The sequence below is a fragment of the Bordetella tumbae genome (assembly GCF_965139195.1).
GTDB lineage: Bacteria > Pseudomonadota > Gammaproteobacteria > Burkholderiales > Burkholderiaceae_B > Bordetella_A > Bordetella_A tumbae.
This window is the reverse complement of record NZ_CBCSJH010000005.1, coordinates 122,082-141,097: the sequence shown is the minus strand read 5'-3', so window position 1 is coordinate 141,097 and position 19,016 is coordinate 122,082. Positions and strand designations below refer to the sequence as shown.

The following is a 19,016-nucleotide window of genomic DNA, read 5'->3' as shown; positions in this document are numbered from 1 at the left end:
TCGCCAGAAGGAGGAGATTTGAAGAACATACATAAAAGCATCCGTCTTGGTTTGGGCATGCTCATCGTGGCAGCGTCGGCCAGCTCCGTAGCGGACATAAAAATCGGCGTGCTGTTGCCACTGACCGGTCCGCTGTCGTCGCTGGGGAATGACGTCAATCGCGGCTTTGAGCTCGCCAGAGATATGGCGAACGAAAAAGGTGGCGTGAATGGCGAAAAAATCGTCTTTGCGACCAGCGATGTGCCCGGCTCGAACGAGGCCGCTTCGCAAGCCACACGGTTGATCACGCGGGACAGCGTGCAGGTGATTGTCGGGTCGTACGCGAGTTCGATCTCATTTGCCGCCAGCCAGGTCGCCGAGCGAAATGGTGTCATTTATGTCGAGCAAGGCGCCGTCGCGGATGACATTACCAAGCGCGGTTTCAAGAATCTTTTCCGCTTTATCTACCCGGCTACGGAGCTGGGCCGTGGGGGCGCGCAGTATGCGACTGACATCATTCTGCCCAAACTCAATATCCCGTTGAAAAATGCCCGCGTGGCGATCATGAACGAGGACAGCTCCTATGGCACGGCCGTCGCCGAGGGGGCAAAGAAGTGGCTGCAGGATAAGGGCGTGCAGGTGGTGGATACTGCCAGCTATAGCTACAAGACGACTGATCTTTCGTCGGTGGTGCAGCGCTTCAAGTCAGCCAAGCCGGACATTGTCATTGCGTGTTCCTATACCCCTGATGGCATTCTTTTCTGGCGCCAGGCGCGTGAAGCCAAACTGGAACTGAAGGCGCTGATCGGTAACGGCGGAGCGCACAATATTCCCGATTTTGCTGAGGCCCTGGGCGATGATGTCAACGGACTGTTCAATGCCGGCACGTCCGCCTATTTCAATCCAAAGGGCTTGAGCCCGGAGGCGGCGCAGTTGTTCAAGGAATTTCATTCCGCCTACGAAAAGAAATTCCAACGCAAACCGTCGGCGCATTCCGCGATGGGTTTTAACGCCATGTGGGTGCTGCTGTCTGAAATATTGCCGGCCGCCGGTGGTACTGATCCAGAAAAAGTGCGGGCAGCATTCCTCGCGCTGGATAAACCTGTGGGCTCGACGATTGTGGGTTGGGGCTTGAAATTCGATCCCCAGACGGGAAACAACACGCGTGCCTTTCCGATGATAGATCAGTGGCAAGAGCGGCAAATCCGCACGATTTACCCGCCGGAGTTTGGGGTGACCAGCAATATCACCATGCCTCTGCCAGAGTGGGGGAAACGCGCGGACGTGGGCAAATAAGGCGATCGCTGCCGAGAGGGCATTCGTTCGATCAATACTTTGAAAGATGAGGAGTCGCCATGCTCGCGTTGAGAAAAACGGCACCCGTACAAGGACTCGATCTGGAGCACGTAGAGGAGCCTGGCGACCTGCAGCCGGACGAGGTCTTGGTCGAGGTCGCCGCAGTGGGAATCTGCGGTTCGGATCTTCATGTGTACGACTGGGGCGAGAACTATGAGTTCATGCGCGAGCGTCTTCCCGTCACGCTCGGCCATGAGTTCTCCGGGCGCGTAGTCAATATAGGGGCCGGTGTGTCCAGTTCGAAGATCGGCGATCTGGTGGCGATCATCCCCAGTACCAGTTGTATGAAGTGCGAGCATTGCCTTGCCGGATATCCGCAGCGCTGCATGCACCGGAGCACGGTGGGGTTGACTCGCGATGGTGCATTTGCGCGCTATGTCCGTGTGCCGTCCGTCAGTTGCATTCGATTGCCTGAGCACATAGATATGGCGCTCGCCGCGCTCATGGAGCCGCTGAGTGTGGGAGATAACGCCGCGCAGATCGGCGCCGTGTCCATGGGTGACACCGTGGTCGTACTGGGACCGGGGACCATTGGCCAGGCTATTGCACGATGTGCTCGATGGCGGGGGGCATCCCAGGTCATCGTGGTGGGAAAAGGCGATGAGTCCCGCTTAAAGACGGCATTGCAGGTGGGGGCGACTCATGCCATTGATCTGGATGAGACGCCGGATCTTCGGTCCGCGGTGATGGCGCGCACCGGCAATCGACTGGCTGACGTGGTGTTAGAAGCGACGGGACGGGCCTCCAGTATCGGCGATGGGTTGGGTCTGCTGCGTAAAGAGGGCGTGCTGGTATGCGCGGGGATCCACGCAGAACAAGCCGTGTTCGATGTGACGTCTTTAGTCCGAAATCGTCAGCAAATACGGGGGGCGCACGCGTCGCGCCGTTCCTCTTGGCATGCCGTGGCGCACCGAATTGCGAACGAGCCGGATAGTGTGCGGGCCATGATCTCGCGCGAAATGCCTTTGTCCGACGGATTAGTGGGTTTTGACCTTTGTCGAAATCGAGAAGTGTCGAAAGTCATCCTGCGTCCTTGACGCGGCAGGCAAGCGCTACTTACAACAGGAGTGCAAGGAAAATGTCGAAGCGTTGGAAAGTGCGTCCACCTGGTTCGAACTGGGGGGATTATGGCGAGGACGATGAACTGGGGCGGCTGAATCTCCTCACGCCCGAGAAGCGCCTGGCAGCTGCCCGGGAGATCCGCAAGGGGATTGCGTTCTGCCTGAGCCTGCCCTTGGATCTGCCCGGCGGGACGGCGCTCAATCCGAACCGGCATCCGCCGCAACGTCATGTGGCCACTCGCAAAGAAGGCAAGCCCAGCGTCAATTACCCGTTGAAGCTGGAAGACAACCGTTATGTGGATTGTTCCAGCGATGACTCGGTAACGTTGTTTACCCAGTATTCGACGCAATGGGACGCACTGTCCCACGTGGGCCAATATTTCGACGCACAGGGTGACGGTACCGCGCAGCCGATGTATTACAACGGCTTTCGTGCGGACGAACACATCAAACCGCCGCAGTCAGGCCAGCCGGCGTATGCACACCGATTGGGCATCGAGAAGATGGCCGAGACTTGTGTTCAGGGCAGGGGCGTATTGATAGATCTGCATGCGCACTATGGCGATGCACGGACGCTTGTCGATTATGAAATGTTAAAGCGGGTGATCGATGCGGATAAGATCGATGTCGCTCCTGGCGATATGTTGTGCCTGCACACGGGATTCGCTCAGAAACTCGTCGATATGAAGGGCGATCCGGATCCGCATGTATTGCACCATTCGTGCGCGGTGCTGGATGGCCGCGACAAGCGGCTTGCGCGATGGATAGAGGACAGCGGCATCTCTGTCCTGATTGCGGATAATTTTGCTGTCGAGGCCTATCCCTATGATCACCAGGGTTGTGATCATTGCGAGGGATTGCCGCTGCACCAGGTCTGTTTGTTCCGTTTGGGTATCCATCTGGGCGAACTCTGGTATCTCACGCCACTGGCGCGATGGCTGCGCGCGAATCACCGGCATCATTTCATGCTGACCAGCCCGCCGTTGCGACTGCCGGGCTCGTTCGGTTCCCCTCTTACTCCCGTGGCGACGGTCTAGCTATGGCAATAGACATCATGAAACCTCGTTTCGAGGGCCGGGTTGCGGTCGTGACTGGCGCCCGGCAGGGGATTGGATATGCCGTTGCAAAACGCTTTTATGCAGAGGGCGCTTCTGTCGTGCTGTGGGATGTGGACGACACCCAGACGCGTCGGGCGCAAGATGAGCTGGACGCGAGTGGGCAGCGGTCATTGGCGGTTTCGGGCAGCGTGGCCGACAGTGAGGCCGTCGCATTGGCTTTTCGGACCGTCGCCGAGCGATTTGGCAAAGTCGATATTCTCGTCAACAACGCAGGCATATCGCCGAAGCACGGCGGGAAACGGGCGTCGATGGAAACGGTCGATGCGACCGAGTGGCGCGAGGTTATCGACGTCAATCTAACGGGCGCTTTCCTGTGTGCACAGGCCTGCTTGCCGCTCATGAGACAGCAGGGTTACGGACGGATAGTGAATATCTCGTCTCAAGCCGCACGCACGTTGTCAACGGTAGCAGGAGGTCACTATGCGGCGTCCAAGGCCGGACTGGTGACCTTGGCACGCAATCTGGCAGGCGAGGCTGGACCATACGGCGTGACGGCAAACTGTGTGGCGCCCGGCCGCATCGTGACGCCGATGGCCAATGCGGCGGGCGCTGACGTCAATGCACAGTACTTGACTCGCATTCCGGTCGGACGGCTGGGAACGGTGGAGGACGTCGCGGCGGCAGTGGCGTTCCTGGCCTCGGAGGAGGCCGGTTTTGTGACCGGTGCCGTGCTTGATGTGAATGGCGGTTCGTTTATGGGCTAGCACGATGCACGTCGCTTTTTATCGACGCGCCACAATAACAGGAGACAAAAAATGAGCTGGATGAGATATCTGCTTGCTGGGTTGTGCATCAGTTTTTCGATGCCGATGGTCTGTGCGGCATCGTATCCCGATCGGGAAGTGCGCCTGATTGTGAATTATGGCGCAGGGGGCGTCACGGATGTTGCTGCCAGACTGTTGGCGAAAGCATTGGAACAGGAACTCAAAAAACCTGTCGTCGTGGAAAACAAGGCAGGCGCCCAGGCAACACTGGGGCCCGCCCATTTGATGCGGCAGGCCCCTGATGGCTATACCCTGGGCATTATCACGCTGTCCGCTGTGTCAATTACGCCTCATATGATCGATGTTCCCTATACGATCGACGATTTCGAGTTTGTCGGTGGTTCAGGTCGATATCGCTATGGATTGGCGGTTCAGGCAAACGCACCGTATAAGACGGTGCAGGAATTTGTGCAAGCCGCACGCGATGCAAAGGGCCATCCTCTGTTTTTCGGCACGCCGGGAGCACCCAATAATCTCGCGTTCTTCGACATCGCCAAGAAGACCGGTGCCAATCTGGAGCAGGTACTGTATAAGTCAGGCACTGAGGCTGTGACGGCGCTAGCCGCCGGGCAGATCGCTGCAGTGATCCAGACGCCTTCAGAGATAACGCCATTCGTAGAGTCGGGGAAAGTTCGCCTGTTGGCGTCAGTCAGCCCTGATAGATGGCAGACCTTGCCGGAAATGCCTACCTTGAAAGAAGCTGGCGTGGACGTCGAGATCGGTTCCTGGATGGGCGTCGCCGTACCGAAGGGAACGCCTGCAGCTGTGCGCTCGAGGCTGGAACAGGCGTTGGCAGCGGCGATGAAGAATCCCGATCTGGTGAGCGGTTTGAGCAAGATGGGCATAGACCCCGCCTACCTCAGCGGACAGGACTATGCCCAGCTTCTCAAGCAGGAATACAAGCTCATGTTGCCGCGCTTGGAGGCTGCAGGGGCTCCGGTGAAAGATCGATAGACGTATAGCCGAGCGCTGCTCCTGGTATCTCGATCCCCGAATGTCCTTCTTTCCGGATGACGTCCTTCAGCGTGTCAATAAAGGACTGCGATAGTTGCGAGACAGGTTCGTCGCGCAGGCGAACCAGGTGGGCTCTCAGGGTCGGACTCTCTGCAATGGGGCGAGTGACAAGTCGGCTGGCCGACCAACTGCGGGCCGAGAACTGGTCAACGAGGGCAATGCCTGCGCCAGCTTGTACAAGCGCACATGCATTTTGCGGCGACCCTACCTCGACGACGGGACGCAGCGGCAGCTCGCTTTCTTCGAACATGCCCTGCACCATGCGTCCAAACGGCGACGATTTCTCGTATGAGATGAACGGATAGGCCAGCAGGTCTTTGATTTCCAGGACGGCCCTGCGTGACAGCGGATGGTTGTAGGGGCAGATGCACACCAACTGGGCGCGTGCGATTTCTTCTTGTTCCAGGCTGGGGTGTTTGATGGGCAGGATCGTGACGGCGAGGTCTGCCTGCCGCTTCAGCAGCCGTTCGGTCAGCGGGTTGTGATTCAGATAATGGAACGTGAGCTTTACATGCGGGTGCGTGTGCCGATAGCTCGCAATGGCAACCGGTATGAGCATCTGGCCAAGGCTCGGGCTGGCGACAATGTTGAGAATCCCTTCCTGGTGCTCAAACAGTTCGCGCGCCATATCGTTTACGCGCTGCACGCCTTCGTACACGACCTCGACTTCATGGAATAGTTTCTTGGCTTCCAGCGTAGCCTGCAAGCGTCCGCGGATCCGGTTGAATAGCGGAAAACCGATGCGTTGTTCGGTATGCGAGAGCAGCCGGCTGACCGCGGGCTGCGAGACGAACAGCATTTCCGAAGCTCCCCGGATGGACCCGGTAATCATCACGGCTCGAAACACTTCGATCTGTCGGATATTGAGCTTCATAGGTGGGGTATCGGGGCTGGTACAGGCTATCCGGCAGGAATTCAGGGTTAACACTTATGCCAATGGCGGGCAGTCAAAATTGTACAAAAGGCGAATTTTTCTCTATTAATTAAGGGTTTTCCCTAGAAAAATATCCTCATCGGCCGAAATTCCTTAACCTCATGTTAATCAATGGGACTAAAGAAGCAATAGGCATAAGGGTAACGGAGGTCCAATAATTCTCTCAATTGGAACTTCCTGAGCCATTAGCTGATGCAGCCTTCAGATACGTCTCCCGTCGAATTCGATCTCACTATCCGCAACGGGCGGATAAGCAATGCGGATCGCATTTTTTTTGCCGATATCGGCGTGCGCAACGGTGTCATCGTTGAAGTCGCGCAGGGGCTGCCTGCCGGCAAACAGGATGTGGATGCGGGTGGTCTGTGGGTACTGCCCGGTGGCATCGACAGCCATACGCACATCGAGCAATTGTCCGGCATGGGCGTGATGTGCGCGGACGATTTTTACTCTGGTACGGTCTCCGCCGCTTTTGGCGGCACCACCACGATTCTGTCCTTTGCCGCGCAGCATCGAAACGACCGTATCCCCGATGTGTTGGAGGACTACTCGCGCCGGGCCAGAGAAAAAGCCGTGATCGACTATGGATTCCATTTGATCCTGGCCAACCCCGACGAACAGGCACTGATGCACGATCTGCCCGCCGTCATCGATGCGGGCATTACCTCGTTCAAGGTCTACATGACCTATGACAAGCTCAAGCTCGATGACTACCAACTGCTGGATGTGCTGGCAGTGGCGGGTGAGCGTGGGGCGATGGTCATGCTGCATGCCGAGAATCACGACATGATCCGTTGGGTCGCACGCCGCTTGCTGGAGCGCGGCCATACGGCGCCAAAGTTTCATGCGATATCGCATGATCCGCTGGCGGAATCCGAGGCGACCCATCGCGCCATTGCCTTGTCGCGATTGATCAATGTGCCGGTGCTTATCGTGCACGTCGCAGGCGCCGAGACCGTGGACATCATTCGAAAGGCGCAGCATTTGGGGGCCCAGGTGTATGCCGAGAGCTGCCCGCAGTACCTGTTCCTCGAGGCGAAGGACTCCGATCTGCCGGGATTCGAAGGCGCGAAATTCTGCTGCAGCCCACCTCCTGGAGACAAGGCGTCGCAAGAAGCCGTGTGGCAAGGTTTCAAGGATGGAACATTGAATGTCTATTCCTCTGACCATGCGCCTTATCGTTTTGACGAGTCGGGCAAGCTGCCTAAAGGAGACGCCACCACGTTCAAAGAAATGGCCAATGGCGTGCCGGGGATCGAGCTGCGCCTGCCTTTGCTGTTTTCCGAAGGGGTCATGAAAGGCCGTTTGACGCCCGAGGAGTTCGTGGCCCTGACGTCGACGAATCATGCGCAGATGTATGGTCTGGCGCCAAGAAAAGGGACGATTGCTGTGGGCGCGGATGCCGACGTGGTGCTTTGGGATCCGAATCGCAAGACTGTGGTGTCTGCCGAGATGCTGCACGACCGTGTCGGCTATACGCCCTATGAAGGCAGGGAAATCCAGGGTTGGCCGGTCGAGGTTTACAGCCGCGGGCGTTGTGTCATCAAAGACAACCAGCTCCAAGTCGAGCGCGGCAGCGGCCAATTCATCGCGAGGTCTCGCCCTGATCCGGTGCTGAATCGCCGTGCGCCTGCTGAGGGCCGCGGAATATTCAGTCAATTTATCGGGCTGAAATCCGCAACCGCAACTGAGTAGTTTCACACAAGCCGGTATTCCGGTGAATTCCTGACAGAACAAGGGGATGTTCATGCAAGGTCTGAAACTGTTTTTTGGTAGTTGCTTGATCGGAAGTTCGTTGTTAGTCGGGCTGGCAAGCCAGAGTGCCGCGCAAAACGCGCCGATACGGACGGCCGTGGACGCGACGTTCGCGCCGCACGCGATGGCCAGTCTAGGGGGCGGGCTGCAGGGGTTCAATGTAGATCTCGGCAAAGAGATCGCAAAACGCCTGAGCCGTGAAATCACCATCGAACCGGCGGAGTTTTCCGGGCTGGTGCCGGGGCTGAACAGCCGCCGATACGATTTTCTGATTGCACCGGTCACCGTGACACCAGAGCGCGCCAAGGCCTTGCTGTTCACAGAGGGATATCTGGACACGGACTACACGTTTCTCGGTCGCAAGAATGAGCCGCCCCTCGAGTCTCTGGAGCAATTGAAGGGCAAGGTGATCGCCGTGAACAAGGGCTCCAATTACGAGGCCTGGGCACACGACAATGCCGCGAAATATGGCTTTCGCTATGACGTTTATGGCGGCAATGCGGATGCGGTTCAAGCGGTGCAGGCATCGCGCGCGGATTTCAATCTGGCGGGCACAACCGTGGTCGCCTGGGTGGCGAAGCAGAACCCGCGCTTGGTGACCAGCTACACCATCAAGACTGGTCTGGTATGGGCATTGGCATTTCGCAAGGATGACCAGGAGGGAAGGCTCCAGGTATCGAATGTCCTGAAATGCATGAAGCAGGATGGAACGGTGTCGAAGCTGGCGGAGAAGTGGTTCGGATTCAAGCCCGCGGCAGAAGATGCCGCCGTTCGCATCGCGCCGGGAACGGGTGTGCCCGATATGGAGGGCTACGACCCCGCACCGGTACAGCCTAAGTGCGCCTGAGCAGCAGACGAGAACTAAGGGGTATGTCATGAGTACCAATGCCATTCTTGAGATCTCCGGCCTGCGCAAGCAGTATGGTCAGACCGAGGTGTTGCGCGGCATAGACCTGCAGGTGAATAAAGGACAACTCGTGTGCGTGATCGGCCCTTCGGGGTCCGGGAAAAGCACGATGTTGCGATGCTGCAATCTGCTGGAAGTCCCCAGCTCAGGCAGCATCGTAGCCAACGGCCATAATGTCCTGGACCCCAAGACGGATATCAACCGGATGCGTCAGGATGTGGGGATGGTGTTTCAACAGTTCAATCTGTATCCCCATCTGAATGCGCTGGATAACGTCAAGCTGGCGCTGTGCAAAGTGCAGAAACACAGCACGGACGAAGCACGCAGGATCGCCATGTCGGCATTGGAGCGCGTCGGATTGGGACATAAGGCAGATGCCATGCCGGGACAGCTGTCGGGTGGGCAGCAACAGCGTGTCGGCATAGCACGAGCCATTGCGCTCGCGCCCCAGATCATCCTGTTTGATGAGCCGACCAGTGCGCTGGACCCGGAGCTGGTCGAAGACGTTCTGGAGGTCATGCGAGAGCTGCGCGCAAGCGGAATGACTATGCTGGTGGTCACGCACGAAATGGCATTTGCGCATGCTGTCGCGGACAAAGTCGTCTTTATGGATGGCGGGATCGTTGTAGAGCAAGGCAGCGCGGCCGACATCTTCGAACATCCGAAAGAGACACGAACCCGCAGCTTTCTGGCTCGCTACGCGAATAGGCTCGTTCACTGATGGGAACGTCCAGCGGATTTTTCTTTACGTTTTTCAACGTCGATATCGCCGTCCAGTATCTGCCGGCGCTCGCTGTCGGTGCAGCGGTGACGTTGGGAACCGGGCTGGCAGTAGTGCTGACAGGCACTGTTCTGGGCGTGGCCCTGGCCATACTCAGAGCGCTGGAATGCCGAGTCCTGACGTTGGCGATCGTGGCGTTTGCCGATGTGTTGAGGTCGTTGCCGCCTTTGGTGATCCTGATCGTGATGTACTTCGGCCTGCCCGAGGTGGGCTTGCCCCTGTCGGCGTTGTTCGTGACGTGGTTTGCGCTCTCTCTGGTGCTGGCTGCTTATGCCGAAGAGAGTGTCTGGGCGGGAATCTCGTCATTGCCTGACGGCCAGATGGAGGCGGCGCGATCAACGGGCTTGTCATGGTGGTCCGCGATGCGATGGGTCGTGCTGCCGCAGGCGCTGCGGCGTGCCGTACCCACTCTGACCAATCGCATCATTTCCATCACGAAGAACACGGCATTGGGATCGGTGGTGTCACTGAACGAGTTGCTCAATGCGGCGCAAGGCGCAAGCAGCTTGTCCGGAAATCCCACCCCTTTGATGATGGCAGCGTTGTCGTACGTAGTCATCTTTCTGCCACTGGTGATTCTATCCAGATGGTTGGAAAGAAATTGGGTTCGATGCTGAGCGCCGGGTGACACTATGGAAAGCCTGATCCAGAATTTCTTTAACCTGCCTCTTTATGCGGATGTTTTTCCGTATTTGATGAAGGGCCTCTGGACCACCGTCTGGTTGTCGGCCATCGTGATTCCGCTTGGCGCGATATCGGGTCTGGTGCTGGCGGTGATCGTCACGCAATCCAGCCGCCGATGGCTGCGATGGGGAGTGATTGCCTATATCGATTTCTTTCGCGCGTTTCCTCCGTTGGTGTTGCTCATACTGGTCTACTTTGGTTGGCCGTTTCTCGGGATTGAGTTGGACAAGCTGACTGCTGTCGTCATCGCTTTTGTATTGAATAACGCCAGCTATTACGCAGAGGTTTTTCGCGCCGGCCTCGAGGGCGTACCGAAAGGGCAGATGGAGGCGGCTCGCTCGACCGGCTTGGCGCGCTGGCAGGCGCTTTGCTATGTCCTGGTCCCGCAGGCCGCTCGTAATGTGCTCCCTGATCTGGTGGGCAACAGTATCGAGGTGTTGAAGTTGACGACCATCGCCAGTGTCGTGGCGCTGCCGGAGCTGCTGCGTTCTGCCAGAGATGCTCAGGCACTGCTCTACAACCCGTCGCCCATTGTGCTCGCGGCGCTGATGTATCTGGTGTTGTTGTGGCCCCTGACCCGCTGGCTGGGCAGGCTGGAGCATAGGCGGTCGCGCTAGACGATAAAGACACCAATTCACGAATTTCAGGACGCACTGATACGTCCTCGTGGGGAAACTACGCCCTGAGCGGGCTGATCAAGATTTTTTGGAGTGATTCAACCTATGGCTACCCAATCGCATCGCCTCACAGAGCAGGCCAGCGGCGTGTACATCATTGCCGCGACGCCGTTTGATGACCAGGGCGAGGTCGACCTGTATAGCATCGACAGCCTGACCGATTTTTATCTTGAGAAAGGCGTGACCGGCTTTACCATCCTGGGCATGATGGGCGAGGCGCCCAAGCTCAGCGAAGCGGAAACAACCCTGGTGATGGAACGCATCCTCAAACGCGTTGACGCTCGAGTGCCGGTTGTAGTGGGCGTGAGCCATTCGTCGAATCGCCATATCGAACGGCTCTCCAAGGAGGCCATGGATCTGGGTGCGGCGGGGGTCATGGTCGCCCCGGTTCCCAATCTGAAGACTGACGAACAGGTCTACGGATACTACGCCAATATTGCGAAATTGCTGGGGCGAGGCACACCGATCTGCCTGCAGGATTTCCCGCAGGCGACGGGTGTGCATACCTCGGTATCGGTCATCAATCGTCTGATCGACGAGTTCGAGCAGGTGGTCATGCTCAAGCACGAAGACTTTCCCGGCATGCGCAAGTTGAGCCAAGTCAGGCATGACAGTGAGACGAGCGGACGGCGGCGCATCAGCATTCTGGTCGGCAATGGCGGACTGTTCCTGCCGCAGGAAATACTGCGCGGCGCCGATGGGGCGATGACGGGGTTCGCGTTTCCCGAGATGTTGGTTCAGGTATGTCAGCTGTTTAGCGAGGGGAAATCCGAAGCCGCTGAAGATCTGTTCAACATTTATCTGCCGCTGCTGCGTCATGAATTCCAGTACGGCATCGGCCTGGCTTTGCGCAAGGAAACGTTGCGTCGCCGTGGCGCGATTCGTTCGGCATTTGTGCGCAAGCCCGGCCCCGTTCTGGACGCACGGGATCACGAGGAACTGACACGTCTGATCGCGCGCCAGGAAAAGGCGTTGGCTTGATAAGCGAAAGCGACGGCCCAAAAGGACAAACCATGAAGAAAACGCTTTATGTGATCAATCCAAATAGCAACACAGGCGTGACTGCCGGGATTGACGCTGCGCTGGATATCCTGCGCCAGGACGATGCGCCGATAATCGAGTGTGTGACCTTGAAAGAGGGGCCGCCCGGGATTCAGACACAGCGCGACGTTGATCTGGCCGCCGTGCTGGTGCGGGAGTTCGCCGAGCAGCACCGAGAGGATGCAGCGGGATTTGTGACGGCATGCTTTAGCGATCCCGGGCTGCATTCGCTGCGGGAGATCCCGGATGTCTTGTCGCTGGGTATCAGCGAAGGGGCGGCTTTGGCGGCGATGATCTTGGGTCGGACGTTCGGCGTCATTGCCATCCTGGATGTTTCAATCCCCCGGCATATGCGGGCCTGGGCCGCGATGGGGATCAGCGACCGTGTGGCAGGCGAAGTCGCGATCGGGCGTACGGTAGCGGAATTGTCCGATAGCGAGGCGACATTGACGTCCATGATAGAGGCCGGCAAGTCGTTGCGAGACAAGCATCGGGCCGATGTGCTGGTCATGGGATGCGCCGGGATGGCGCGCTATCGCGAATCGCTGCAACAAGCCGTCGGGTTGCCCGTCGTCGAACCCAGCCAGGCAACCGTCGCCATGGCGCTGGGACGCCTGCGCCTGGGATGGTGAGTGCATGAGCCGATCCATCCCCCACCTCAAGTCCCAGTTCTTGCAGCGCTTATCCGAAATCGTCGGAGAGTCGGGACTCGTCAGCGACGCGCAGCAAAAAGACGATCACGACACTGACTGGCTGAAGAAGTGGCACGGCCGTAGTTGCGCGGTGGTGCGTCCAGCGAGTACTCAGCAAGTCGCGCAGGTGATGCGTCTCTGTCACGAAACACGCATTCCGGTGGTGACCCAGGGAGGCAATACGGGAATGAGTGGCGGGGCCACGCCTGATGAGAGCGGTGCGCAATTGATTCTGAGCACGTCGCGGCTGCGGCGCATCAGAGAAGTCGATCCCTTGAATAATACGATCACCGCAGAGGCCGGAGTGTTGCTTGCGCATGTTCAAGAGGCGGCTCAGGAGGTGAATCGTTATTTTCCTCTCAGTCTCGGGTCCGAGGGCAGTTGCACCATAGGGGGCAATCTGGCGACCAATGCCGGGGGCGTTGCGGTGCTGCGTTATGGCAATACCCGGGACCTGGCGCTGGGTCTGGAGGTCGTACTGCCCGATGGCCGCATCTGGAATGGTCTGCGCGCGTTACGCAAAGACAATACTGGCTACGCGTTGCGGGATCTCTTCATCGGCTCGGAAGGGACGCTCGGCGTCGTGACCGCCGCCGTACTCAAGCTGTTTCCTCAGCCCGTGGCGCGTGTGGCGGCGTGGGTCGGTTGCGATAGCATGGAAAGCCTGCTGGCCTTGTTGGCATTGAGCCGGGATACCTGCGGAGATCGCCTTGTTGCATTCGAGATGCTGACGCAAGCCTCGGTGGATCTCATTATGCGTCACATCACGGATGCAAGGCGGCCGTTGGCGAATGCGCATAAATTCCATGCCCTGGTCGAACTGGCCGATACTTACGAGAATGGCCTGGCAGAGATGTTGGAAGGGACGCTCGAGCGAGCCATGGCCGCCGGATACGTCGAGGACGCCACCGTCGGGCTCAATATTGCGCAACGACAGGCGTTCTGGAAAATCCGTGAGGGAATCTCCCAGGCGCAGGTCCGGGCTGGCAAGGCGATCAAGCACGATATCGCTTTACCTATATCGAAGCTACCTCGCTTCGTGGCTGATGCGGACGCCGCCGTGAAAAAGGTCATGCCCGACGCCTGCATCATTAATTTTGGCCATATGGGCGATGGCAACTTGCATTTCAATGTGCTGATGCCGCTAGATACGCCCACACCTGAAATGTCGCAAGCCGTGAGGCAGCTCAATCGCCTTGTGCATGACCTTGTCGATGAGGCCAATGGGAGCATCAGCGCCGAACACGGCGTCGGGCAATTGCGGCGCGATGAGTTGCGCAACTACAAATCCTCTGTCGAGCTGGATCTGATGATGCAGCTCAAGCAGTCTATCGATCCAAACCAGATCATGAACCCTGGGAAGTTGCTTTGAGCATCGTGGCTCCGACATTCAAGGGCATGAAAATTTTTCGCAGTACCGCACGTTTCTTTCAATGTCGTGCATTTTTTAAATGAGATAAGTATGAGTGATAGCAGACACTTGGGAATCGCCGTTGCCCAGATGGGACCGGTGCATTTGAACGATAGCCGCGCCGCCGTGGTAAAGAGGCTCGTCGAGATGTTGAACGAGGCCGCCTCCAGAGGAGCGAAGCTCGTCGTGTTCCCAGAGCTGGCGCTGACCACGTTCTTTCCGCGTTACTGGATGACCGAGGAAGAGGCCGTCGAACGTTTTTTTGAACGATCCATGCCGAACAAGGATGTGCAGCCGCTGTTCGACGCCGCGAAGGCTCGGGGCGTTGGGTTCTATCTGGGATATGCAGAACTGACTCCCAGCGGCGAACGCTTTAACACCAGTATCCTGGTCGACGCGAATGCCAACATCATCGGAAAATACCGCAAGATTCACTTGCCGGGGCATTCCGATCACAAGGTGGATGCGCCATTCCAGCATCTGGAGAAGAAGTTCTTCGAGGTCGGCGACGTCGGCATTCCCGTGTTCGAGGCATTCGATACACGTGTTGGCATGTGCCTGTGCAATGACCGCCGTTGGCCCGAGACGTGGCGCGTGATGTCATTGCAGAGCGCAGAGGTTGGTGTATTGGGTTACAACACACCATCTGTCAACATTCATTGGAACGAGCCCGTGCACTTGCGCATGTCGACCCATCTGGTGTCGCTGCAGGCCAGTGCTTATCAGAACGCGATGTGGATCGCCGCCGCCGCCAAATGCGGATCGGAAGACGGGCATCACATGATTGGCGGTTCCGTCATCGTCGCCCCCACGGGTGAGATTGTTGCGCGCGCCATATCCGAAGACGACGAGGTCATTGCGACGTCGGCGGACTTGTCGTGGGTCGAGAATTTCCGTAATCACGTCTTCAATTTCGCCAAGCATCGCCGGCCTGAGCACTACAAAATCATCGTGGAGCGCACCGGTGCAGGCGAGCCTTTGCCGATTCCAAAGATCTGATCTATGTGTCTTTGAGGCCGGCGGACTAGTGTTTCGCCGGCCAGCGGCAAACGAAGCCCCCACGCCGCGCCTTCGGCTTGCTGCCCCCCAGGGGGGTGTTTTTGTCTTGGGGCGGCCCGGCAACAAAAAAAGGGAAATAAATGAGTCAATACAATACCTCGGGTACCGAGGCCTTGAGTGCTGCCCAGGCGCCTCATGATGCGGACACTCAAAACGACACTGGACGCAGCAGTCCGATGCGGGCACTGATCGCAGCGGTTTCTGGCTATGCCATGGACGGTTTTGATCTCCTGATCCTCGGATTCATGCTGAATGTCATTGGGCTCGAGCTCGGGCTGACGGAAGCGGAAAGTGGTTCGTTGGTCACGGCGACCTTGATCGGCGGAATTTTCGGGGGAATCGGTTTCGGTATCCTCAGTGATTACTACGGGCGGGTCAGGGTGCTGACGTACACCATCCTGATGTTTGCGATCTTCACGGGGCTTTGCGCACTGGCCGTCGGCTACTGGGACTTGATGGCGTATCGATTCCTGGCGGGCCTGGGTTTAGGAGGCGAGTTCGGTATCGGTATGGCGCTCGCCATCGAGGCCTGGCCTGCAGAGAAGCGTGGCCGCGTGTCGTCGTATGTCGGAATGGGATGGCAATTGGGGGTGTTGGGAGCAGCGGTACTGACGCCATTGCTCTTGCCTCACATCGGATGGCGTGGCATGTTTGTCGTGGGCCTCTTTCCTGCTGTGGGATCGTTCATCATTCGCAAGGTCATCGGCGAATCCGAAATCTTCCTGCGCTCTACAAAGAAGAAAAAGCGTGAGTTCCCGATCAAGACCCTGTTCCGTGATGCTGAGACGACGAAACGCAGCATCGGCGTGATCATTCTGTGTTCGGTGCAGAACTTCGGGTACTACGGACTCATTGTCTGGATGCCGGCCTATTTGTCGAAAATGTTTGGCTATAGCCTGGCAAAATCGGCCGTGTGGACGGGGGCTTCGATCATCGGGATGCTGGTGGGAATCTGGATTTTCGGCCAGTTGGCAGATCGAATAGGCCGGCGTCCCACATTTATCGGCTATCAGATCGGCGCGCTTGTCATGGTGTTTGTCTATTCGACCCTGACCTCACCTGAAGCATTGTTGATCGGCGGCGTGGTGATGGGCGTGTTTGTCAACGGCATGATGGGCGGGTATGGCGCGCTATTGGCCGAACTCTATCCGACTCATGCGCGGGGAACTGCCCAGAACGTGCTCTGGAGCATCGGACGGGGAGTGGGCGGCTTCAGCCCGTTGGTGATCGGCGCTTTGGCCTCGTCTTATTCCTTTGGTGTTGCCATTGGCGCATTGGCCTTGATTTATCTGATCGATATCTTTGCGACGATCTGGCTGATTCCCGAGTTAAAGGGCGCCGAACTGGAATAGGCTGCGCGAACATCGCTGTGGCGACACAGCGATGTTCAACGTATCAGTTCATTCCACCGTTAGCGCGCAGCGTCTGTCCATTGACCCAAGATCCCTGCGGGCTGGCAAGAAACGAGACGACGTTGGCAATGTCTGCTGGGGTGCCCAACCGCTCCAGCGGATTCAGTTTGGCCAGCCGGTCGATCAGTTCGGCGGATTTGCCGTCCAGAAACAAGTCGGTCGCGGTAGGGCCGGGGGCCACGGCATTGACCGTGATCGACTTTCCTCGCAGTTCTTTGGCTAGCACGCCAGTCAGGGTTTCGACTGCGGCCTTGGTGGCGGCGTAGACGCCGTAGCCCTCCTGTCTCAGACCGATGACACTGGTCGAGAAGTTGATGATTCGTCCGCCGTCACGCACGCGCCGTGCGGCCTGACGCATAGCGTTAAAGCTGCCTTTGAGATTGATGTTGATCAGGCGATCGAACGCAGCATCGTCAAACTGCGCAATGGCCGATAGATGCATCACTCCCGCATTGTTGACCAGCACATCGACGCCGCCATAGCGAGCCTCAGTGGCGTCGAACAGTTGCCCGACGGCGGCGTTGTCGCTGACGTCGGCTTGCAGGGCGTGGGCCTGGCCGCCTGATGCGCGGATACGTGCCACGACTTGTTCCGCATCGTCGCGTCGGCCCGCGTAGTTGACGGCCACCGCGTAGCCGTCGGCAGCCAAGCGCTCCGAGATGGCGGCGCCGATGCCGCGCGATCCTCCAGTGACCAGGGCGACGCGCGAGGGGGAAGGGGTGTTCATTGATGTCCTTGGTTAGCTGCCGGAATGGCGTAAAGACACTTTATTCGTTATTTGGTGTTGGATAATCTGGCTAGATTTGCAATGACTATTCAATGGTTTGAATAATGGCGTGCGCTGACCTCATCCGATAAAGCAGCCGACGCGACTGGCGGTGGGNNTCGCCCCATGGGTTTCTTGCGATGCAGCCAGCGATTGGTGCCATTCAATCAACATCATGATCCCCTTGCCGGATCTACCGGCAGATTCCCTCGCCTCCTACGATGTGGCTGTCCGTTGCCTGCATAGCAGCAACGACCGCTTTCAAGCCGCCGGGCGGGCGGCGCCAACCTATCGAGGGAATCATCATGAGTCAGCGTATCAACGCGTTTGCGCAATCCCCAGAGTTGTTCAAGAAATTCGTCGAATTCGGCATGCTCGTGAAATCGGGCTCCATCGAAGACGAGATTCTTAATCTAGTCGATGTCCGTGCGTCGCAGCTCAATGGTTGCGGGTTCTGCCTGGATATGCACGTCAAGCAGGCCAAGATCCAAGGCGAACGCGAGCTGCGTTTGCACCACGTCGCGATTTGGCGCGAATCCACGTTGTTTTCGCCGCGTGAACGCGCTGCGCTGGCATGGACCGAGGTATTGACCCACCTGCCGGCACAGGGCGTGCCTGACGATATCTATGAGCGGGTGCGTACGCAGTATTCGGAAAAAGAATTGACGGAATTGAGTTTCTCCGTCATGGCGATCAATGCCTGGAATCGTCTGAACGTAGGTTTCCGGACGGTGCCGGGGTCGGCCGATAAGGCTTATGGCTTGGATAAAGCCAATCTCAGCTAAGGACATCATCATGAAAATCCTGGTCATTGGCGGTACGGGCTTGATCGGTTCCAAGTTGGTCGCCATCCTGCTTCAGCACGGTCATAATGCCATCGCAGCATCGCCTGCTACGGGGGTGAACACGATTACCGGCGAGGGATTGGCCGAGGCGCTCGAGGGCGTGCAAGTCGTGGTGGATGTGGCGAATTCCCCATCCTTCGAAGACAAAGCCGTCTTGGAGTTTTTCGCCACGTCGGGTCGCAACCTGCTCGCCGCCGAGGCCGAGGCGGGCGTTCGCCATCATGTGGCGCTGTCGGTGGTGGGTACGCATCGGCTCGCGGAAAGCGGTTATTTCCGCGGCAAAATTGCCCAGGAAAAATTGATCAAGGCCAGTGGTATTCCGTACACGATCGTCCATAGCACGCAGTTTTTCGAGTTCTTGGGCGGCATCGTGCAGTCGGGCGCCGAAGGCGATCATATTCGTCTGCCCGCGGCTTACGTGCAGCCTATTGCGTCGGACGATGTGGCCAGGGCGATGGCAGACGCCACGCTGGCAGCGCCGGTGAACGGGACCATTGAAATCGCCGGTCCGGAAAAGGTGCGTATGGCTGCATTGGTTGAGCGTTATCTGGCCAATACGGGTGATGCTCGTCCGGTGATTGCGGATCTGCAGGCCCGTTATTTCGGCGCCCTGCTGGAGGACGATACGCTCGTACCCGTCCGCAATCCCCATTTGGGGGCTATCAATTTCGAGACCTGGTTTCGGCGATCGAGAGCGACACTCTAAGTCGATTGGAGAGAGTGACGGAGGTGTTAGCATGGCCCACCGCCTTCGTTCTCCGAT

General features: G+C 58.0%; 19 protein-coding genes. 17 read left to right on the top strand and 2 right to left on the bottom strand.

Going from position 1 to position 19,016, the window contains the following annotated elements; all coding sequences use genetic code 11:
• Positions 1-18: 18 nt before the first annotated feature.
• The 5 genes from ACNA0J_RS08640 to ACNA0J_RS08620 are packed head-to-tail and all read left to right on the top strand — an operon-like array spanning position 19 to position 5,232.
• A complete protein-coding gene (locus tag ACNA0J_RS08640; RefSeq protein WP_415818447.1) occupies positions 19-1,275 on the top strand; it encodes an ABC transporter substrate-binding protein in 1,257 nt (418 codons plus the stop codon).
• A 59-nt stretch (positions 1,276-1,334) separates the two neighbouring features.
• Positions 1,335-2,372: a zinc-dependent alcohol dehydrogenase gene (locus ACNA0J_RS08635; RefSeq protein WP_415818445.1), complete on the top strand. Its 1,038-nt coding sequence runs from the start codon at positions 1,335-1,337 to the stop codon at positions 2,370-2,372.
• 41 nt (positions 2,373-2,413) lie between these two features.
• The gene (locus ACNA0J_RS08630; RefSeq protein ID WP_415818443.1) at positions 2,414-3,433 is read left to right on the top strand and encodes a cyclase family protein; all 1,020 of its coding nucleotides are present in this window, start codon (positions 2,414-2,416) and stop codon (positions 3,431-3,433) included.
• Between the two features lie 17 nt (positions 3,434-3,450).
• On the top strand, positions 3,451-4,218 hold the full coding sequence (locus ACNA0J_RS08625; protein WP_415818441.1) for an SDR family oxidoreductase: 768 nt from the start codon (positions 3,451-3,453) through the stop codon (positions 4,216-4,218).
• 51 nt (positions 4,219-4,269) lie between these two features.
• Positions 4,270-5,232: a tripartite tricarboxylate transporter substrate binding protein gene (locus ACNA0J_RS08620; RefSeq protein WP_415818439.1), complete on the top strand. Its 963-nt coding sequence runs from the start codon at positions 4,270-4,272 to the stop codon at positions 5,230-5,232.
• On the opposite strand, the gene ACNA0J_RS08615 is transcribed toward ACNA0J_RS08620, so the two are convergent.
• Positions 5,183-6,166 (bottom strand): LysR family transcriptional regulator, encoded by a 984-nt coding sequence (locus tag ACNA0J_RS08615; protein WP_415818437.1) that lies wholly within the window; start codon positions 6,164-6,166, stop codon positions 5,183-5,185. The genes ACNA0J_RS08620 and ACNA0J_RS08615 overlap by 50 nt on opposite strands.
• A gap of 252 nt (positions 6,167-6,418) precedes the next feature.
• On the opposite strand from ACNA0J_RS08615, the gene hydA reads away from it, so the two are divergent.
• From hydA to ACNA0J_RS08565, 10 genes are all read left to right on the top strand, one after another.
• Entirely contained in the window at positions 6,419-7,918 is a 1,500-nt protein-coding gene (hydA, locus tag ACNA0J_RS08610) for a dihydropyrimidinase (RefSeq protein WP_415818435.1), read from the top strand.
• Between the two features lie 52 nt (positions 7,919-7,970).
• Positions 7,971-8,825, top strand: a complete 855-nt coding sequence (locus ACNA0J_RS08605) for a transporter substrate-binding domain-containing protein (protein WP_415818433.1) — start codon at positions 7,971-7,973, stop codon at positions 8,823-8,825.
• 28 nt (positions 8,826-8,853) lie between these two features.
• Positions 8,854-9,606 (top strand): amino acid ABC transporter ATP-binding protein, encoded by a 753-nt coding sequence (locus ACNA0J_RS08600; RefSeq protein WP_415818431.1) that lies wholly within the window; start codon positions 8,854-8,856, stop codon positions 9,604-9,606.
• Positions 9,606-10,283, top strand: a complete 678-nt coding sequence (locus ACNA0J_RS08595) for an amino acid ABC transporter permease (protein ID WP_415818429.1) — start codon at positions 9,606-9,608, stop codon at positions 10,281-10,283. Before ACNA0J_RS08600 ends, ACNA0J_RS08595 begins: the two co-directional genes overlap by 1 nt.
• Before the next feature lie 15 nt (positions 10,284-10,298).
• The gene (locus ACNA0J_RS08590; RefSeq protein ID WP_415818427.1) at positions 10,299-10,967 is read left to right on the top strand and encodes an amino acid ABC transporter permease; all 669 of its coding nucleotides are present in this window, start codon (positions 10,299-10,301) and stop codon (positions 10,965-10,967) included.
• A gap of 105 nt (positions 10,968-11,072) precedes the next feature.
• A complete protein-coding gene (locus ACNA0J_RS08585) occupies positions 11,073-12,008 on the top strand; it encodes a dihydrodipicolinate synthase family protein (RefSeq protein WP_415818425.1) in 936 nt (311 codons plus the stop codon).
• Positions 12,009-12,040: 32 nt separating this feature from the next.
• Entirely contained in the window at positions 12,041-12,700 is a 660-nt protein-coding gene (locus tag ACNA0J_RS08580) for an aspartate/glutamate racemase family protein (protein ID WP_415818423.1), read from the top strand.
• 4 nt (positions 12,701-12,704) lie between these two features.
• Positions 12,705-14,132 (top strand): FAD-binding oxidoreductase, encoded by a 1,428-nt coding sequence (locus tag ACNA0J_RS08575; RefSeq protein WP_415818421.1) that lies wholly within the window; start codon positions 12,705-12,707, stop codon positions 14,130-14,132.
• Positions 14,133-14,222: 90 nt separating this feature from the next.
• Positions 14,223-15,170 (top strand): N-carbamoyl-D-amino-acid hydrolase, encoded by a 948-nt coding sequence (locus ACNA0J_RS08570; RefSeq protein WP_415818419.1) that lies wholly within the window; start codon positions 14,223-14,225, stop codon positions 15,168-15,170.
• A gap of 140 nt (positions 15,171-15,310) precedes the next feature.
• The gene (locus tag ACNA0J_RS08565) at positions 15,311-16,582 is read left to right on the top strand and encodes an MFS transporter (RefSeq protein ID WP_415818417.1); all 1,272 of its coding nucleotides are present in this window, start codon (positions 15,311-15,313) and stop codon (positions 16,580-16,582) included.
• Positions 16,583-16,625: 43 nt separating this feature from the next.
• On the opposite strand, the gene ACNA0J_RS08560 is transcribed toward ACNA0J_RS08565, so the two are convergent.
• The gene (locus ACNA0J_RS08560) at positions 16,626-17,369 is read right to left on the bottom strand and encodes an SDR family oxidoreductase (RefSeq protein WP_415818415.1); all 744 of its coding nucleotides are present in this window, start codon (positions 17,367-17,369) and stop codon (positions 16,626-16,628) included.
• Positions 17,370-17,713: 344 nt separating this feature from the next.
• Between ACNA0J_RS08560 and ACNA0J_RS08555 the strand changes: the two genes are divergently transcribed.
• Together ACNA0J_RS08555 and ACNA0J_RS08550 are read left to right on the top strand one after the other, a co-directional pair.
• Complete coding sequence (locus ACNA0J_RS08555) at positions 17,714-18,193, top strand: carboxymuconolactone decarboxylase family protein (RefSeq protein ID WP_415818413.1); 480 nt, start codon at positions 17,714-17,716, stop codon at positions 18,191-18,193.
• Between the two features lie 10 nt (positions 18,194-18,203).
• Positions 18,204-18,959 carry an SDR family oxidoreductase gene (locus ACNA0J_RS08550; protein WP_415818411.1) on the top strand — a complete coding sequence of 252 codons (756 nt, stop codon included), beginning with the start codon at positions 18,204-18,206 and terminating at the stop codon, positions 18,957-18,959.
• Positions 18,960-19,016 lie beyond the last annotated feature (57 nt).

Bases quoted from the DNA above. Each gene is read 5' to 3' on its own strand.
- ACNA0J_RS08635 (WP_415818445.1), top strand. From the start codon at position 1,335: ATGCTCGCGTTGAGAAAAACGGCACCCGTACAAGGACTCGATCTGGAG.
- ACNA0J_RS08630 (WP_415818443.1), top strand. From the start codon at position 2,414: ATGTCGAAGCGTTGGAAAGTGCGTCCACCTGGTTCGAACTGGGGGGAT.
- ACNA0J_RS08625 (WP_415818441.1), top strand. From the start codon at position 3,451: ATGAAACCTCGTTTCGAGGGCCGGGTTGCGGTCGTGACTGGCGCCCGG.
- ACNA0J_RS08620 (WP_415818439.1), top strand. From the start codon at position 4,270: ATGAGCTGGATGAGATATCTGCTTGCTGGGTTGTGCATCAGTTTTTCG.
- ACNA0J_RS08615 (WP_415818437.1), bottom strand. From the start codon at position 6,166: ATGAAGCTCAATATCCGACAGATCGAAGTGTTTCGAGCCGTGATGATT.
- hydA (WP_415818435.1), top strand. From the start codon at position 6,419: ATGCAGCCTTCAGATACGTCTCCCGTCGAATTCGATCTCACTATCCGC.
- ACNA0J_RS08605 (WP_415818433.1), top strand. From the start codon at position 7,971: ATGCAAGGTCTGAAACTGTTTTTTGGTAGTTGCTTGATCGGAAGTTCG.
- ACNA0J_RS08600 (WP_415818431.1), top strand. From the start codon at position 8,854: ATGAGTACCAATGCCATTCTTGAGATCTCCGGCCTGCGCAAGCAGTAT.
- ACNA0J_RS08595 (WP_415818429.1), top strand. From the start codon at position 9,606: ATGGGAACGTCCAGCGGATTTTTCTTTACGTTTTTCAACGTCGATATC.
- ACNA0J_RS08590 (WP_415818427.1), top strand. From the start codon at position 10,299: ATGGAAAGCCTGATCCAGAATTTCTTTAACCTGCCTCTTTATGCGGAT.
- ACNA0J_RS08585 (WP_415818425.1), top strand. From the start codon at position 11,073: ATGGCTACCCAATCGCATCGCCTCACAGAGCAGGCCAGCGGCGTGTAC.
- ACNA0J_RS08580 (WP_415818423.1), top strand. From the start codon at position 12,041: ATGAAGAAAACGCTTTATGTGATCAATCCAAATAGCAACACAGGCGTG.
- ACNA0J_RS08575 (WP_415818421.1), top strand. From the start codon at position 12,705: ATGAGCCGATCCATCCCCCACCTCAAGTCCCAGTTCTTGCAGCGCTTA.
- ACNA0J_RS08570 (WP_415818419.1), top strand. From the start codon at position 14,223: ATGAGTGATAGCAGACACTTGGGAATCGCCGTTGCCCAGATGGGACCG.
- ACNA0J_RS08565 (WP_415818417.1), top strand. From the start codon at position 15,311: ATGAGTCAATACAATACCTCGGGTACCGAGGCCTTGAGTGCTGCCCAG.
- ACNA0J_RS08560 (WP_415818415.1), bottom strand. From the start codon at position 17,369: ATGAACACCCCTTCCCCCTCGCGCGTCGCCCTGGTCACTGGAGGATCG.
- ACNA0J_RS08555 (WP_415818413.1), top strand. From the start codon at position 17,714: ATGAGTCAGCGTATCAACGCGTTTGCGCAATCCCCAGAGTTGTTCAAG.
- ACNA0J_RS08550 (WP_415818411.1), top strand. From the start codon at position 18,204: ATGAAAATCCTGGTCATTGGCGGTACGGGCTTGATCGGTTCCAAGTTG.